This window comes from Pseudoduganella sp. R-32 (assembly GCF_049913245.1).
Classification (GTDB): Bacteria; Pseudomonadota; Gammaproteobacteria; order Burkholderiales; family Burkholderiaceae_D; genus Rugamonas.
The window spans coordinates 3350327-3366677 of record NZ_CP183987.1 but is presented as its reverse complement, the minus strand read 5'-3'; the positions used below and the strand labels follow the sequence as shown (position 1 = coordinate 3366677).

The window sequence follows — 16351 nt, the reverse complement described above, 5'->3', positions numbered from 1 at the left end:
TTCTCCCGGTCGTCGATAAGAGTTATGACTTAAGCGGCAGTTAGCGACAGCGAACAGTTTGGTTCTTCTCCCTCGACAAGCTATTTCCCGAAGATGGCGTCGTAACGTTTCTGGTCCCATGCATTGGCAAGGTGGCTGGATTTTGAAACCGCCTTTGAGTATCCAAATTTTTCTGACGCAGCTGCGAAGGCAATGGGAACTCCGCTGCGTAGCAACGCTACTGCCTCGCCGCTAGAGGACCATTTAAATGTGAACTCCTGTTCACGCGGATTTCGAATGAGCGCTTGAGAGCTCGCGACGTCTCTTGGAAGCGGAGGCACTTCGCCGGTCTGCCCAATGACGTTCCAATCCACTTCTGGAGCTGGCGGGACGCGGGAGTAAGCAACGGCATCTTTCTCCGGCCGCTGCGTACCTGGTTTTGTTAAGTAAAGATAGGCAACCGTCTCATTATCTTCGAAGATCGCGAACCTCTTCGAGACCGGATGATGCGAATGAATGAAGATATCCTTGGCAAGCGCAATCGAAGACCAGAGAAGCAGTACGAGAAATGGCAGTATGCGTAGCAATTAAAAGGTCCCTATGTGCATATCAGTGTCGTCGTTTGGCTTGCCCGCCGACAATAAACGCGGCCAAGAGCTGCCCGCGAGGCATTATGCGGTCCCCTCTTTCGAGTACAGATGGAAAGCATTACTGGGCGAGTTTGCGGTCGCAAACTCCCTCGCTTCGCGAAGCGCCTTTACCAGCGCCGGGCGTACCCGCGAAGATTTTAGCCTACCGGGAAGGCGGCTTAACCAATGTTGATTAGGTCCTGCTCCGACACCGCGGGACCTCGAAAGCTGGCGAGTAGTTGGCAAAGCGGTCATCGAAAGAACCTCTATGTAATGGTCGATTTGGGCTCGGGAACTACACCACAGATCGAATACATCGAACTCCACATGCAGCATGGCGAAGCCCTTATGCGGCACCTCCCTCGGTGCCGAAGGAATAAATGTTCCAGGGTCATCAGCGGCCGGCACGTGCACCCAGTATGCTCCCGGAGCACTGCGCCAATCCGCTTCAAAGGTGAAATGAAATCTGTAACTCATTTTTGTGATTTCCAGCGATGACATGGGCGAACCGCCGGAGCGATGGGTCATGCAACATTGCAGCTCCAGACTTCGGTACCGATAGGAACATTTTCTTTTAATACTCCCGATAGAATGCAAACCCACTGCGCTGCCACAGCCGGTGGTGGCGGAGGCGACTGGAAAACGTGTCGTAGTGTCGCATGCGCGTGCAGGACTGATCCATCTGGTAGGCGGAGTTCGACAGGAATATTGGCCCCGCCCGCCACTTCTGTTCTCGATGGACCTGGGACGACGATCAGACCTAGTCCGGCAACTTGAAACCGGTCCTCGACCTTCGTGAGACGTCGCATAATCATTCAACTATAGTAGCTAAGACTTGACCTGAAAGTACGCATGGGACGGTCTGCAACTTCTTCTCCTTCGAAGCGACCCAAAGTGCCGGTCAGCCGCAATACGTCGCAACAGACCGGTAAACGGTGGGGTTAGGCCACCAGCGCAGGCCTTCCCGGCCGCAATTCAGACGCATGTAGCGGGAACCGCTTAACGAATTGCTTCCTCAGTGATTCGGGAGTGCGCATCGGTGACGTGCACTCCATAAGTCTCGATGTCATCCAGGCATTCGTTCGCATCAACACCCGGTGTATGCTCGCCCTTGCGAAGCTCGATGGTCCTGAATTCCGACCATGGCGCATACTTCCGTGGCAGGTTTTCACCCGATGGTTGTGCGGTAAAGCCGAAGATGCGGCCGGGACCTCTGAAGATATGTACTTGCATATGTTGCTCCATTTTGTGTGATTCGGCAGTTAGCTGTGTGCAGCATTTGAACGAACCTCCTTTCTAGAGTTCATAAAATATGAGTACATCTCACTCTGTATAGCCGTCTGCGGCCGCCTTCTGAGGGTCCGCAAATATCGCCATGGCCGTGTTCATGCGGCGAAATCCGAACTTTTCATAGAATGGCTCTTTCCCAGGAACGGCATAAAGGATTATCTTTCGGTGGCCCCGGGACAAGTCGACCAGTCTTTGTATGAGCTCCTTCCCGAGCCCCGCCCCCTGGTAAGCCGGGTGAACCACAATGTCGCAAAGATAGGAGCAATCGACGCCGTCGGCAACAGCGCGCCCCGCGGCGACGATTCGTTCGCCGTCGAACGCAATGCACTTGAACATGCTGTTCGAATAACCGGTCTTCAGCCACTCGCCGCTCTTGATGCCAAGAGGTGCGATGCGATACAGCTCCGACATTTCTTCCCAGTCGAGCTTTTCGGTCGAGTCAGTCCAGCGAAATTCCATCAACGCTCCTAGCGGGCATGTACGAGATTCATTGCTTACCTACCAGCGGCAACTCTACCGAGCTGCCATGGAACACGCGCTGCGTCGCCTTCTTGTAGTCGCCCGGCGCAGCGAGGAAGATGTTCGGCACGAAGGTCTGCGGATTACGGTCATATAGCGGGAACCAGCTTGACTGCACCTGGATCATCAAGCGATGTCCCGGCTGCACGACGTGGTTCACCGGCGGCAGCGCAAAGTTGAACTGCACCGGCTTGTTCGACGGAATAGCCGACGGCTTCTCGAAACTGTCGCGATAGCGCCCGCGCAGGATATCCATCGACAGCGGCAGCTGGTAGCCCCCCAGTTTGGGCTGCGACGGCACCTCGTCGGGGTATACGTCGATCACCTTGACCACCCAGTCCGCGTCGCTGCCCGAGGTCGACGCCAGCAAGTGCACCTGAGGCGCGCCGGACAGCACCAGCGGCTCTTTCAAGGGTTCCGACACATAGCTCAACACGTCGGTACGGTCGCTGACGAAGCGCTGGTCCTGCACCAGCCAGGGCTTCCACACGTTTTCATCGCCCATGCGTACAGGACGCGGCACGAAAGGCACCGGCTTGGCCGGATCGGCCACATACTCGTCGAAGCCCTTGGCATTGCCCGCCAGCGACCAAGACAGCTTGAAGCCATCCTGCAGATAGAGCGCCTTTGCCGCCGACGCGCAGCCCGACGCGCACGACGCCGGCCATTGCGCCAGTCGCTGCCACTTGTTGCTGCCGGTCTGGTAGCTCAGTACCGGTGGCGTGTCCGCGGCTGGCGCGCCGTCAACCAGGTATTGCTTCAGGAACGGCACCATCACATCGCGCCGGAATTCCAGCGCCGTATCGCCGGTGAACTGCAAGGCGCCCAGCGAGGAGCCGTCGTAATTGACGCCGCTGTGACGCCATGGCCCGACCGCGAGGAAATTCAGCTTATTGTCCTTGTCCTGCTTTTCCAGCGCTGCATAAGTCGCGTAAGTGCCGTAGATATCTTCCTGGTCCCACTGCCCTACTACATGCATGGTCGGCACGGATAAAGGACGCTTGGCCAGGATGCGGTCCAGCGCCTGCTCCTGCCAGAAGCTGTCGTAAGCGGGATGCTCGAACAGCTTCCTGGTGAAATTGAGCTGGTCCAGCCCATATTTGCGCGCCAGGCCAGCCACCGAACCGCCGCGCAGCACCACGTCGTAATCGTCATAAGCCCCGGTCGCCAGCGGCTCGCCGCGGCCCTTCACCGTATTCTGGCTGGCGATGTAGTCCAGCGTATTGACGCGGAAGGCGCCATTGTGGAACCAGTCGTCGCCGCGCCAGCCGTCCACCATCGCGCTCATTGGCACCGCCGCTTTCAGCGCCGGATGCGGCTCGGTCAGCGCCATCAGGACGGTAAAGCCTTCATACGAAGAACCGATCATGCCTACCTTGCCGTTCGTTTCCGGCACGTTTTTCACCAGCCAGTCGATGGTGTCCCAGGCATCGGTGCCATGATCGGTCTGGCTGGTATTCAACGGGCCGCGCACGGGGCGGTTCATCACGTAATCGCCCTCGGAGCCGTATTTGCCGCGCACGTCCTGGAACACGCGGATGAAATCGCGCCCGAATACTTCGTCGCCCTGCGGCAGCGAGGACTGCATATAGGGGCTGACATTACGACGCGCGCGGCCATCAGCGTTGTAGGGCGTACGGGTCAGGATGATCGGCGCCTTGCTGGCGCCCTTCGGCACCACGATCACGGTATGCAGGCGCACGCCATCGCGCATCGGGATCATCACCACGCGTTTGACGTAATCCGCCTGCTCTTGCGGCGCCTCGAAGCCGGACACGATATCCGGCGCCATTGGCGAGGTTTGCGCGCCTGCATGGGAGGCCAGCAGCAAGGAAATAAGGGTGAGGCAAGAACGCATGGGAACTCCGGTGGGGCATGAACTTCGCAATATTACTAGAAAATCAATGCTGATATGAAAGCTAGTGCGCGCACATACGGCCGCGGCAGTCCCAGCAACAATGGCCACTATGATGAAATGGAAGGAGCCAATCATGAAAAAATTGCTCATTGCCACCCTTCTGGCAAGTTCCCTGGGCGGCGGCCTGGCCCTGGCGCCAACTGCCAGCGCCGATGTGGTCGTGGTACGTGTTGCTCCGCCGCCACCACGCGATGAAGTCGTTCCCCCGGCCCGCGCCGGCTTTGTCTGGACGCCCGGCTATTGGCGCTGGAACGGCCACCGCCACGTCTGGGTCAACGGCAAATACGTGCGCGCCCGCCACGGCTATTACTGGCGCGAACCGGCCTGGGCCCAGATGGACAATGGTCGCTGGCGCATGGAGCGCGGCCGCTGGGAGCGCGGCGACCGTGACCGTGACGGCATCCCCAACCGCTACGACCGCGATCGCGACAACGACGGCGTCCCTAACCGGGTTGACGAGCGCCCCAACAACCCCAACCGCTATTAAGCGGGCTTGACAGGGCCGCGCTGAACTGTAACCATTGCGGGATGAAATTTATCCAATCACATCTGTTTTCCCGCAATTGGTGGCGCCGCTGACATAGCGCGGCCACTGTAAAGTGATGTGATTTTAATATCAGCGCCGCCTCTGACCAGGTGGCGTTTTTCTTGGCGCAATCGGTAGGGGCAAGAGAAAGAACCCTATGAGCCAGCCAGCATCCAATTCCAAACCAATCATCCTGACCGGCGACCGTCCGACCGGGCCCTTGCACCTCGGCCACTTTGTCGGCAGCCTGCGCAACCGCGTTTCCTACCAGGACGACTACCAGCAGTTCATCATGCTGGCCGACTCGCAGGCGCTGACCGACAATATGGAAGACACCAACAAGGTGCACCGTAATGTGGTGGAAGTGGCGCTGGACTACATGGCTTGCGGCATCGACCCGGCCAAGTCGACCATCCTGATCCAGTCGCAAATCCCGGAGCTGGCCGAACTGACTTTCTATTACCTGAACATGGTCACCGTCGCGCGCCTGGAGCGCAACCCGACCGTAAAGCAGGAAATCGTGCTGCGCGGCTTTGAACGCGACATTCCGGCCGGCTTCCTGACCTACCCTGCTTCGCAAGCTGCCGACATCTCCGCCTTCAAGGCAACCATCGTGCCGGTCGGCGAAGACCAGATCCCGATGATCGAGCAGACCAACGAGATCGTGCGCAAGTTCAACCGCTTGGCCAACAAGGACATCCTGGTCGAGTGCAAGGCCGTGGTGCCGGAAGTGGGCCGCCTGCCTGGCATCGACGGCAAGGCAAAAATGTCCAAGTCGCTGGGCAACGTGATCAACCTGGGTGCGAGCGCCGCCGAAATCACCGCCGCAGTGAAAATGGTCTACACCGACCCGCTGCACCTGAAAGTGTCGGACCCTGGCCACCTGGAGGGCAACGTCGCCTTCATCTACCTCGACGCCTTCGACACCGACAAGGCCAGCCTGCAGGAGATGAAGGACCACTACGTGCGCGGCGGCCTGGGCGACTCCGTCGTCAAGAAGCGCCTGGAAGCCGTGCTGCAGGACATGCTGGCCCCGATCCGCGCCCGCCGCGAAGAACTGGCCAAGGACAAGGGCTACATCATGCAGGTGTTGAAGGAAGGCACCATGCGCGCGCGCGAAGTTGCCGCCCGCACCACCGATGAAGTCAAGGCCGCACTGGGCCTGAACTACTTCTGATGCTGTGCATCGCCGCGCTGTATGCCATCGCCAGCGCGGCCTGCTTCATCGCCTATGCGCTCGACAAGTCGGCCGCCCGCCGTGGCCGCCGGCGCACGCCCGAGCGCACGCTGCTCTTGCTTGGCCTGGCCGGCGGCTGGCCCGGCGCTCTCGCGGCGCAGCAGCTGCTGCGCCACAAGTCTTCCAAAACCTCATTCCTGCTCAAGTTCTGGCTCACGGTCATCGCGAACCTGGCAACCCTGGTCGCGCTACAAGCCGGATGGGTAAGTCTCGGCCGGTTCCTCGTGGCGCCACAGAGCTGAACGCTCCAGCGGCCTGAGTGCCGTGGTACGGTCGATGTGGATCAACGCATCGAACTGATGCTCCGCGTCCGCCAGGAAGTAGTGGCTCATGCGCTCGGTATCCGGCCGGTAGATCACTCCGATCGCCCTTTCCAGCAAGCGGCCGCCTGCCCGCGCCAAGGCGCTGTTGCGCCCGCGCAGCGGCAACAGGAAGGCCGGCATGCCCACCTCGTGCAGCACGCGTTCCACGCTGTCGGGCCTGGACGGCACGATGGATTTCAGCTCGGCCGGGCCATCCCAGTCGCTGGCTGCCGTCACGCTGCCCGCATGCGTGGTGAAGCCAAGCAGGAAGCTGTCCTGCGGCCGGTAACGCTCGCGCACCAGTTGCCCCAGGTTCAACTGGCCATGCCTGCCCATTTCGGTGTGGCGCGCGTCGCCCAGGTGCGAGTTATGCGCCCACACCACGACGCGTGCCGGCCGGCCGATGCTCTGGCCCAGGTGCTCGCGCAGTGCCTGCAGGGTTTCCGCCATGTGCGAATCGCGCACATTCCACGATTCGTCGCGGCCCTTGAACATGGCGCGGTAATACACCTCCGCATTGCGGGTCACGCGCGCGTTCTGCTGGGCGTAGAAGAATTCATCCGGCACCGTGCCGGTGCGCAGGTGTTCGTTGGCCGTGCGGTTCATGTCGACCAGCTGGCGCAGCACTTCGGCCTCGCAATCGGGCTTCATGCCAAAGCTGGTGGCGTAGCCGTAGCGCTGCGGGTCTTCCGCGAAGTGGTCGATGCAGCCGTAACGCTGGCGCGCGCGGGCCGCCGCTTCCGGGTCGGCCTGGTCGAGGTAGTCGATCACCGCATGCATCGACTGCTGCAGGCTGTACAAGTCCAGGCCATAGAAACCGCAACGGCGCGCCGGACTGGCGACGTGGTGGTTGTGCACCCGCAGCCAGTTCACCAGCTCCACGATTTCATGGTTGCGCCACATCCATTGCGGAAAGCGCTTGAATCCTGACAGCGCCTGGTCGGCGCTCATGTCGTCGCCGCCATGCTGCACGTAGCGGCTGACGCGCAAGGCGTCCGGCCAGTCGGCTTCGACCGCGATGGCGTCGAAACCCTTGTCGACGATCAGACGTTTGCTGATGTCGGCGCGCAGGCGGTAGAACTCCTGGGTGCCGTGGGTGGCTTCGCCCAGCAGCACCAGCGAAGCGTCGCCGATGCAGTCGAGCAGGTAGTCCAGGTCCTCCGCTGTTTCCAATGGCCGCGCCTCGCGCTGCAACGCGGCGATCAACGTCTTGTCCATGATTCAGCAAGATATCGCAAGCTGTGCGACACTGTCGCAGGTTTAAATTGGGAAATATTGCATGTGGACTGGTGTGGTGTGCGGCCTGCTGGCAGGCGCGATGTGGGGCATGGTGTTCATCGTGCCGGAGTTGCTGGCGGCCTTTACGCCGCTCGAGATGGCGGTCGGCCGCTACCTCGCTTATGGCGCCATCGCCCTGGTCCTGATGCTGCCACGCCTGCGCAACCTGGTCGGCCGCCTGGAGCGCGATGATTATTTCGCACTGCTGCGGCACGCCTTGGCCGGCAACCTGGTGTATTACATGTTCCTTGCGCTGGGCGTCAAACTGGCGGGGGTGGCGCCGACTTCCCTGATCATTGGCGTTCTGCCGATCGCCGTGACATTGATGGGGCGCAACGACCATGGCGCGGTGCCGTTGCGCCAGCTGGCCATGCCGTTGCTGGTGACGGCGGCCGGCATTGCCTGCATCAATGTCGACGTGTTCCAGCACGCCGCCGCTGCCGGCGCCTCCATGCTGAATACGGTGATCGGCGTCGCCTGTGCGACCGGCGCTTTGCTGTGCTGGAGCTGGTACACGCTGGATAACGCACGCTACCTGAAACGCAATCCGCATTACAGCAGCGCGGAGTGGTCGGCACTGTACGGCCTGTCGACCGGGCTGATTGCACTGGTGGTGGGCGCGATGGCGTTCGCGGTCTTCCATGGCGACGTCACTGGCGCCGCAGGTGCGGCCTCGGGACGCGATTGGACGCTGTTCTGGATCTGCAATAGCCTGCTGGCCCTCGGCGCCTCGGTGATCGGCAACCATTTGTGGAACGTCGCCAGCCGCCGGGTGCCGATTACCCTGTCCGGCCAGTTGATCCTGTTCGAGACCCTGTTTGCGCTGATGTATGGCTTTATCTACAAGCAGCAGTTCCCGCGCCCATTGGAAGTCGCCGCCATTGTGCTGCTGATTGCCGGCGTGACGTGGTCGATGCACGTCCACGCCCGGGAAGAAGAACTCAGTCCTGCCTGAAGCCAGGCGCGATGCGCTCCGCCACCAGCGCGGCCATCGCCGCCGCCCCCTCGCCGGCCGCTGCGGCGCGCGAATTCAGGCCCGCGACGACGCCTTCGGCATCCGCCTTGCCACGGTTCTGGCTGACTTTCCATTTCCCTTCGATGGACGCAATGGGAATCTCGATACCGATAATCGCCTTCAGCAAGCCTTCGATGAAATCAAGCGGCGCATCGTCCACTTCCCAGGGCTCCGGCAGGGCGCCCTCCTGCAGGGCAGTCAAGGCACGCAACTGCTGGCCGAGCCACGCAGGATCTTCTACGACCCGAGCCCTTCCCCGCACCTGCACCATCGCGTAATTCCAGGTCGGCACCACCTTGTGCGACGTCGCCTTGGAGGCGTACCAGGTAGGGCTGATATAAGCCTCTGGCCCCTGGAACACGACCAGGCACTCGCCGCCTGCAGCCAGCGCCTTCCATGCAGGATTGGCGCGCGCAATATGCGCCCGCAGCACGCCCAGCCCCGCCTCTCCCTCATCGGGATAAAGCGCAAACGGCACCAGGTCGGCCGTCGGCACAGCGCCAGGGATAAGCAGCATCCCAAGCGGATACGCCCGGATCAGCCCATGTTTGACCTCAAGTCGGTCTTCAGCGAAAGCAGCAGGAAGGTACATGCGCCCAGTGTAGCGCGGGGCGCCGGAACGCGCATAGAGCCAGCGATGGCCTAATTCAGCAGGCCATGTTCAACCATCACATCCTGCACCAGCTCCAGCCGCAGGACCGGGTTCTCCTGCGCCAGCAAGAGCTGCTTCTGCGCCAGCGACAGGCGCAGCAACTCGCACCAGCGGTTAGCCACCCAGCCCGCTTCCTGCAGGCGATAAGGCGCCTGCATCGGCATCTGCCCGGCCGGAATGCCCCGCTCCTGCAAGGTCTGGATCAGGATGCCGAGGCTGTCGGCCACATCCTGCTGCTCGGAAGGCACCGGCACCGACATGTCATCGTCGATCGGCGCCACATCCGCCATCCACAGGCCGTGCTTCAGCTGTTCCGCGGCGACAATGCGGAAGCGCTGCCGCCCGCTGCAGCGCAACTGCATCAGGCCCGGCAAGATCGCCTTCCATTCCCCGATATGCGCCATGGTGCCCACCGCGCACAGGGTCTCGTGCTGGTCCGGCTTGCGCACCTCATCGCCCTGCACCAGCGCCACGACGCCGAAATCTTCCTTATGTTCGATGCAACGCTTCACCATGTCGAGGTAGCGCACCTCGAAGATTTGCAACGGCAGGTACCCATCCGGATAAAGCACCGTATGCAAGGGGAATAAGGGAATCGCGGACATACTTCATCATCGCACGTTTCGATAGACAATGCCGCCTTTCATCACAAAGGCAACACGGTACAGGGCCGTGATATCGGCGGTCGGATCGCCCTCCACTGCCACCAGGTCCGCCAGGTAGCCCGGCTTTACCTGGCCCAGCGAGCCAGCACGGTCCAGCACCCCGGCATTGACCACGGTCGCTGCCCGCAACGCTTCGGTCGGCGTCATGCCCAGCCTGACCAGCCATTCGGCCTCGCGCGCGCTGCCGCCGTGGGCAAATACGCCCACGTCGCTCCCCAGGCCAACCGTCACGCCCGCCTTGCGCGCCAGCTGGAACGCCCGCGCGGCGGCCTGCATGGAAGGCGTAGGCGTTCCGCCCCGCACATGCTTCTGGAAGTACTCGCTGGTCGCTTCCGGCGCAGCCAGGGTCGGGAAATAGGCAACCTTGCGTTCCGCCATCAGCCTGAAGGTGGCCTCACTGCCGCCATAGCCATGCTCGATAGTGTCCACGCCGGCCAGCACTGCACGGCGCATTCCCTCATCCGTGGCCGCATGGGCCGCCACGCGCCGCCCCGAACCATGGGCCGCCGCCACCAGCGCATCCAGTTCCTGCTGGCTGAAAGTGGCGTGCGCCGAGCCATCCGGACCGGTGCGGTAATCGGCGTACACCTTGATCCAGTCGGCGCCGCGTGCGGATTGCTCGCGCACCGCCTTCACCACTTCATCAACGCCGGTTGCCTCCTGCGCGCCGACCGGCAGCACCATGTCGGGCCGGTAGGACCTGGCGTTCGGGCCATAGCTGCTGCTGGCCACGATCGCCAGCGTGGCCACGAATAGCCGCGGGCCGGGCAGCATGCCCTCCTCGATCGCCCGCTTGAGCGACACGTCGGCATAGCCCGCGCCTTCCGAACCGAGATCGCGCAAGGTGGTGAAACCGGATTGGAGCTGCGCTTGCACGTGGCGCGCAGCCAGCAGCACGCGATACGCTTCCGGCTCCTTCAGCACCTGGTCGTCCCAGCTGGTCTCGTTATACGGATGCAGCAGCACATGCGAATGCAGGTCCATCAGGCCTGGCAGCAGGGTCTTGCCCGGCAAGTCGACGCGCTCGGCGCCGGCGGGAATCGTCATGCCGGCCGTCGGGCCGGCTGCCGCCACCTTGCCATCGGCCACCAGCACCGACCAGCCGCTGCGAGCCGCTCCCTCGCCCGTCCAGACGCGCTCGGGCGTCAGCAGCACGGGCCCTGCCGCCATCACGGATGAGGCAAAGGAAAGCAGGAAAGCGGCCAGCAGCGGCCGCAAAGCTAAGCTCGACATATTCTCTCCGTATAAAAAGAAAAGGGGCGGATATTAATCCGCCCCTCTCGCCGCGATCGGCTTATTTAATCAGGAAGTCTTCCTTCTTCTTGCCTTCCAGCCATTTCGGCGCACGGCCGCGGCCGGTCCACTGGGAACCCGATACCGGGTCCTGGTATTTCATTGGCACGCGTGCACGCGGCTTGACAGGCTTATTGCTCTTGGCCGCTGGACCGAGATCAGCCGGAGACAGGTCATATTCCCGCATGATGGACCAGATCTGTTCTTTCGCCTTTTGCACTTCTGCTTTGCGCGCATCAGCGGCCAGGTTTTGCAGTTCGGCAATTTTTGCTTGGTATTCTTGGTAAGTGGTCATCTTTCTTTACCCTAAGTGTATGAAAAATCAAAGTGTGACAATGTGTGAGATTTCTTCCCTGCAATGTACCATAGTTACGATGATTTTATCCACATAATTTAACCATATTAAAAAAAAAGCGCCACACATTTGACATGCGGCGCTCCTTTATTTCATTTCTATTAAATTCCGGTATAAGCCAGGCATTTACTTTCAGAAGCGAGTCTCCAGCTGCAGGCGTATATTACGCACGCCGAAACTGGTCTGCTCCGAGGATAGCGATCCATTATCGGTAATGTAGATATTCTTCGACCGGTAATCCTGCTTCAGCAGATTCCAGGCAGAGAAACGCAACTGCGTCTTGCTATCGAGTTTCCACGCCAGGTAAGCATCCAGTTGGCGCGTTACTGTTGCCCAGCTATATCGGTTTTCTTCAATGCGCACGGCGCCATTGGTACGCAGGTTGAAACTGCCGCCCATGCTCCAGGCGCCGTCGGGCGTCTTGTAATCGAGGCCGAAAATGGCTGTCAGCGGCACTTGCTGGTCCAGCGTGTTGTGCGGCCCCGGCACCGAATCGACGCGCGACCAGTTGCGGCTGACGCTGGCGCGAACGTCGAGCGCGGGCGCCTTGTCCATGACTGCCTTCATCGGGAATTTCAGTTCCACGTCCACGCTGCGCACGTCGGCACGGCCGTTATTCGTCATCGCGGAAACCCAGCGGCCCGTCTCATCGAGCAAGACGCGGCGGCGGGTGAAATTGTTGATGCGGCGGGCGGCAGCGGCCACGCTGAACAACGCCCCCTCGCTCCAGTAATGCTCGTAAGAGGCATCGATGCCCGTCGCCAGCTCCGGTTTCAGGTTCGGATTGCCGATCCAATCGGTATCGATCTGGCTGTTGTTCGTGGAGGTAAAGCGGCGCCCGGAAAGGTTCGACGCTTGCGGCGCCTTGTACGTGCGGGTCAGCGCGGCGCGCAACTGGTCCTTGCCGTTGGGGAGCTTGTACAAGGTTTGCGCCAGCGGGCTCCATACGCTGCTGCGATTGCTGACCGGGTCGAAGCCGGCGCCAGAGCTTTGCGTATGTATGCCTTCCCAGCGCAAGCCGGCATAGACCGACCAGGCCTTGCTGATGTTCCACTCGTCCTGCACATAGGCGGCAGCGCGGCGCAGAGAAGCCTGATAGCCCTCGTCCTTGTCGTCGCGCAGGCCATCGGGGCTGAACAGGTCGCGCTGGTTGCGCCAGTCGTCGCGGTCGGTGTAGCCCACCTCCCAGCCTGCGGCCAAGGCATGTTCGGCCCCGATCGGCGTGGAATATTTGCCGGTACTGCTGATGCCCCATTCGCGCACGCCGCTGAAGACGTCATGCTGCAGCTTGGGCGCACCGCCATGTGCATCGGACTCGAACCAGCTGCCGTTGCTGCGCATGCGGTGGCCCCCGATCTTGGCGTCCAGCTTGGCCCCCTCGCCGAACTTGTGCACCCAGTTCAGGTCCGTGCGCGCGAACAGGCTCTTGTTTTCATTCTTGATCCGCACGGCGTCGAAGAATGGCGCCGCGCCCGCATCGACGTCGTAGTCGCGGTCAATCGCGCTCTTGAAGACATTACGGTTGATGAAGGACTGTGAAGTCAGCGTGTCGCCATTCTCCAGGTTCCAGTTCAGGCGCGGCGACAGTTCCAGGCCGCGCGCATGGCCGCGGTCATGCGTCAGCATGCGGCGATCCAGCAGCGGCGTGCCCGCCAGGTCGATCAGTTCTTCATGGCTAAGGCCATTGCGGTCGAATTCGTAGCGGCCGCCGCCCAGGTTGATTGAATAGGAAAAATTGCCGTCCTTGTCCGACAGGACCAGGTTTCCGTTCGGGTTGGTCGCTTCCTTGCTGCGGCTGACGCCGAACTTGAACTCACGCTGCGCCGATTTGACCGCCTTCTTCAGTACGATATTGATGGTGCCCGCGATCGACTGGGTGCTGAACTCCGCGCTGGCGGCGCGAATCACTTCGATGCGCTCGATGCTGTCCGGCGCCAGCGTCTCGATATTGAAGCCAGGCGGCACGCGCTCGCCATTCAGCAGGATTTGCGTATAGCCGCTGCCAAGGCCGCGCATGCGAATATCGCGTCCGCCGGCGCCGACCGACACGCCCGGCACCCGCTTCAGCGCATCCCCGATCGAGGTGTCGCCATAGCGTTTCAGCTCATCGCTGCTGACGATGATCTTGCTGGCTGTGTCGTCCTTGCGCGGATTGTAGGCTTCGGCCGCGCCCTTGATTTCGACTTTCTGGACAGGTTCCTGCTTCTGTTCCTCCGCCATGGCCTGGGTAGCGGCGAGAATGGCGGCTGCTGCGAGTGACAGGCGACTCATTATTGCAAAAAAGGTAAATAATTCTTGGCCGAAACTGTACCCTATGGTGCAGGCGGTAGCAAGGATATAATTCGGGATCTTCAAATCATTGGAATGCCGACCGTGTCCCGACTTGCCGTATTGCCGCAATACCTGCTCCCGAAAAGCGCCCTGACCAACTTCGCCGGCCGCGTAGCAGGCGCCAAAGGCGGCGACAAAACCACCCGACTGATTCGCTGGTTCGTGGGCAAGTACGACGTCAACATGGACGAAGCGGCCAATCCGGATATCGCCAGCTACCACAGCTTCAATGAATTCTTCACCCGCGCGCTGAAGCCGGGCGTGCGCCCGCTGGCCAAGGCCGATTTCGTCTGCCCGGTCGACGGCCGCATCTCCCAGTTCGGCGCCATTGAAGGCGACCAGATTTTCCAGGCCAAGGGTCACAAGTTCAGCACCACGGCCCTGGTCGGCGGCGATGCCTCGCTCGCCAAGCATTTCGAGCACGGCAGCTTTGCCAACCTCTACCTCAGCCCGCGCGACTACCACCGCATCCACATGCCGTGCGACGGCAAGCTGAAACGCATGATCTATGTGCCGGGCGAACTGTTCTCGGTCAACCCGACCACCGCCCGCGGCGTGCCGGGGCTGTTCGCGCGCAATGAACGCGTGGTGTGCGAGTTCGAAACGGCCTTCGGCCCGTTCGTGATGGTGCTGGTGGGCGCGACCATCGTCGGCAGCATGGCCACTGTCTGGCACGGCCTGGTCAATCCGCCGCGCCTGCCCAAGGTCACCGAATGGACTTATGCCGACCAGGACATCGTGCTGAAAAAAGGCGAAGAAATGGGCCGCTTCCTGCTGGGCTCCACTGTTGTCATGCTGTTCCCGAAAGACACCCTGCACTTCAACCAGCACTGGCAGCCTGCCGGCCCGGTTCGCCTGGGCGAGCTGATGGCCAATCTCAAGTAATCCAAGTGGCGCTTGATGCGCCACAAATTTACGGCCGCATAGCAGCGGCTTGCCTGATCGAACGTGCCAGAGATTCCAGTGTCTCCAGGTCGCGCTCGAATTCTGCGAAGTCCTTATGCCGCGCGAGACGCTCCTTGAGCCGCTCCAGTCGAGACAACAACCTGTCCTCGGGAGACTCGTCGCGCAAGCTGACTTCTGCAACCGCATGTTGCACCTTCTTTTGTTGGCTCTCGAAAGCCGTTGACAGTCCGGCCTGGTAGCGACGCGGAGATGCACGTAAAGTGCTGCGCAGCACCTTCAAGTCCGCGACACCCTTCAAGACCTTTGCCAGGTCCGAACTCGCCGGAAACACATGCAGCCCGGACTCTGGGGACCAGAGCACATAACGCAGCTCCTGGCGGAACTGCCGATCCGGATCAATATATTGGGGCACCTCTGCCTTGTGGCGCGCAAACTGAATCTGAACGGTTCCGGCTTGAGCGTCAGCGCCCAGGATGGTAAGGCGCAGCGGGCTGGCGCCAAACAGGTAAAGGCTTTCCGGGCCTCCAAAAGTTTGGGCAAGCCCAGGCGTCACAGGCAATTGCCCCACCAATAGGCTTTCAAGGGGACCGTCAAGCGGCGTCCGATGCACGAGCAACCACCCCAAGGGCAAGGGAGGAGTGCCGCGGTCCCATTTGGAGTGATGACTACGGTATTCGACCAGGTAGCGGTCGCCGTCATCCAGGTAGCAACACACAGCTATCCCGCCTTCGGTATGCGTCACTCCATCCAGGACGCGAATAGTAGCAACACTGCCAGTCAATCCTGTAACACTTCCCGATGCCTGGACCCCGTTCTGCTCCAGGGTAATCCAACCCGTCGCCAACAACGTCGGCAGGCACATGCCGGGCCCGCATCGGGTATGGGGAGCGTCAGCTCCTTGCCCAGGATCTTCCAGGCTGGCGTCATGGAAGGAGAACTTTGAATCGTCGCCTCCCATGACGCAGAAGCGGTCACCGTTGGCATCCGGACCTTCCGGTCTTTCAAGAGAGGTGCCAGTGGCGCCGAACAGTATCGCAACCTCGCGCGCGACAAGGGATGGGCAGACGTCGCGTGCGCCAATAATTGAGGTCTGTAATTCAACGACAGTTGAGCCGCCGCGCACGTCACCATCGTCGACCACATAGATAAAATGCTGGTATCCGCTCAAGTCCACGTGCCGGACTGCAGCAAGCAGTCCGTTGACGGCGCCGTTGCGGAATTCCTGGAGCTCGCTCCACTGCTGGAAAGTGAGGGGCAGCCAATCGAATACCGTGAATTCCAGGTTCTGCTTGCCACCGGAATGGTCATCAAAATACTCGATGACCGGCGCGCAGGCGCGCTGCAGCCAGGCACTGGTGAGCGCCGTATCGCGCGCACCGCCAGGCAAGGTTACGGGAATCATCGCCAGCTTCATCTTGGCCTCCTGTGTAAAGAAGATGAACTGGCATGGTGGCAC

At 61.1% G+C, this 16351-nt stretch carries 16 protein-coding genes; 5 read left to right on the top strand and 11 right to left on the bottom strand.

Annotated features, from left to right (window positions below; genetic code table 11):
- Window positions 1–80: 80 nt before the first annotated feature.
- The 4 genes from ACN9MU_RS15525 to ACN9MU_RS15510 all read right to left on the bottom strand — a co-directional run bounded on the left by ACN9MU_RS15525 (window position 81) and on the right by ACN9MU_RS15510 (window position 4275).
- Entirely contained in the window at window positions 81–566 is a 486-nt protein-coding gene (locus tag ACN9MU_RS15525) for a hypothetical protein (protein ID WP_426323486.1), read from the bottom strand.
- A 1041-nt stretch (window positions 567–1607) separates the two neighbouring features.
- Window positions 1608–1841: a hypothetical protein gene (locus ACN9MU_RS15520; protein WP_426171867.1), complete on the bottom strand. Its 234-nt coding sequence runs from the start codon at window positions 1839–1841 to the stop codon at window positions 1608–1610.
- 90 nt (window positions 1842–1931) lie between these two features.
- Complete coding sequence (locus tag ACN9MU_RS15515; RefSeq protein WP_426344838.1) at window positions 1932–2357, bottom strand: GNAT family N-acetyltransferase; 426 nt, start codon at window positions 2355–2357, stop codon at window positions 1932–1934.
- A 28-nt stretch (window positions 2358–2385) separates the two neighbouring features.
- Window positions 2386–4275, bottom strand: a complete 1890-nt coding sequence (locus ACN9MU_RS15510; protein WP_426344837.1) for a CocE/NonD family hydrolase — start codon at window positions 4273–4275, stop codon at window positions 2386–2388.
- 133 nt (window positions 4276–4408) lie between these two features.
- On the opposite strand from ACN9MU_RS15510, the gene ACN9MU_RS15505 reads away from it, so the two are divergent.
- The 3 genes from ACN9MU_RS15505 (at window position 4409) to ACN9MU_RS15495 (ending at window position 6340) form a co-directional block, all read left to right on the top strand.
- Complete coding sequence (locus ACN9MU_RS15505) at window positions 4409–4822, top strand: YXWGXW repeat-containing protein (RefSeq protein ID WP_426323480.1); 414 nt, start codon at window positions 4409–4411, stop codon at window positions 4820–4822.
- A gap of 196 nt (window positions 4823–5018) precedes the next feature.
- Window positions 5019–6038, top strand: a complete 1020-nt coding sequence (gene trpS / locus ACN9MU_RS15500; RefSeq protein ID WP_426323478.1) for a tryptophan--tRNA ligase — start codon at window positions 5019–5021, stop codon at window positions 6036–6038.
- Entirely contained in the window at window positions 6038–6340 is a 303-nt protein-coding gene (locus ACN9MU_RS15495) for a DUF1294 domain-containing protein (protein ID WP_426344836.1), read from the top strand. The genes trpS and ACN9MU_RS15495 overlap by 1 nt, the downstream gene beginning before the upstream one ends.
- Here ACN9MU_RS15495 and ACN9MU_RS15490 read toward each other — a convergent pair.
- Window positions 6287–7618, bottom strand: a complete 1332-nt coding sequence (locus ACN9MU_RS15490) for an erythromycin esterase family protein (RefSeq protein ID WP_426344835.1) — start codon at window positions 7616–7618, stop codon at window positions 6287–6289. The two genes, ACN9MU_RS15495 and ACN9MU_RS15490, sit on opposite strands and share 54 nt — an antisense overlap.
- 61 nt (window positions 7619–7679) lie before the next feature.
- Here ACN9MU_RS15490 and ACN9MU_RS15485 point away from each other — a divergent pair, with 61 nt between their 5' ends.
- Window positions 7680–8633 (top strand): DMT family transporter, encoded by a 954-nt coding sequence (locus tag ACN9MU_RS15485; protein WP_426337596.1) that lies wholly within the window; start codon window positions 7680–7682, stop codon window positions 8631–8633.
- On the opposite strand, the gene ACN9MU_RS15480 is transcribed toward ACN9MU_RS15485, so the two are convergent.
- From ACN9MU_RS15480 to ACN9MU_RS15460, 5 genes are all read right to left on the bottom strand, one after another.
- Window positions 8620–9285 (bottom strand): FMN-binding negative transcriptional regulator, encoded by a 666-nt coding sequence (locus ACN9MU_RS15480; protein ID WP_426171854.1) that lies wholly within the window; start codon window positions 9283–9285, stop codon window positions 8620–8622. The two genes, ACN9MU_RS15485 and ACN9MU_RS15480, sit on opposite strands and share 14 nt — an antisense overlap.
- 50 nt (window positions 9286–9335) lie before the next feature.
- On the bottom strand, window positions 9336–9950 hold the full coding sequence (locus ACN9MU_RS15475) for an LON peptidase substrate-binding domain-containing protein (protein ID WP_426171852.1): 615 nt from the start codon (window positions 9948–9950) through the stop codon (window positions 9336–9338).
- Window positions 9951–9956: 6 nt separating this feature from the next.
- Window positions 9957–11243, bottom strand: coding sequence for an amidohydrolase family protein (locus ACN9MU_RS15470; RefSeq protein WP_426337595.1), 1287 nt, complete (start codon window positions 11241–11243; stop codon window positions 9957–9959).
- 61 nt (window positions 11244–11304) lie between these two features.
- Window positions 11305–11598: an H-NS family nucleoid-associated regulatory protein gene (locus tag ACN9MU_RS15465; RefSeq protein ID WP_426171848.1), complete on the bottom strand. Its 294-nt coding sequence runs from the start codon at window positions 11596–11598 to the stop codon at window positions 11305–11307.
- 192 nt (window positions 11599–11790) lie between these two features.
- Window positions 11791–13929, bottom strand: coding sequence for a TonB-dependent receptor plug domain-containing protein (locus ACN9MU_RS15460; protein ID WP_426323464.1), 2139 nt, complete (start codon window positions 13927–13929; stop codon window positions 11791–11793).
- 93 nt (window positions 13930–14022) lie between these two features.
- Here ACN9MU_RS15460 and asd point away from each other — a divergent pair, with 93 nt between their 5' ends.
- A complete protein-coding gene (gene asd, locus ACN9MU_RS15455) occupies window positions 14023–14874 on the top strand; it encodes an archaetidylserine decarboxylase (RefSeq protein WP_426344834.1) in 852 nt (283 codons plus the stop codon).
- Window positions 14875–14902: 28 nt separating this feature from the next.
- On the opposite strand, the gene ACN9MU_RS15450 is transcribed toward asd, so the two are convergent.
- The gene (locus ACN9MU_RS15450) at window positions 14903–16309 is read right to left on the bottom strand and encodes a hypothetical protein (RefSeq protein WP_426323460.1); all 1407 of its coding nucleotides are present in this window, start codon (window positions 16307–16309) and stop codon (window positions 14903–14905) included.
- Window positions 16310–16351 lie beyond the last annotated feature (42 nt).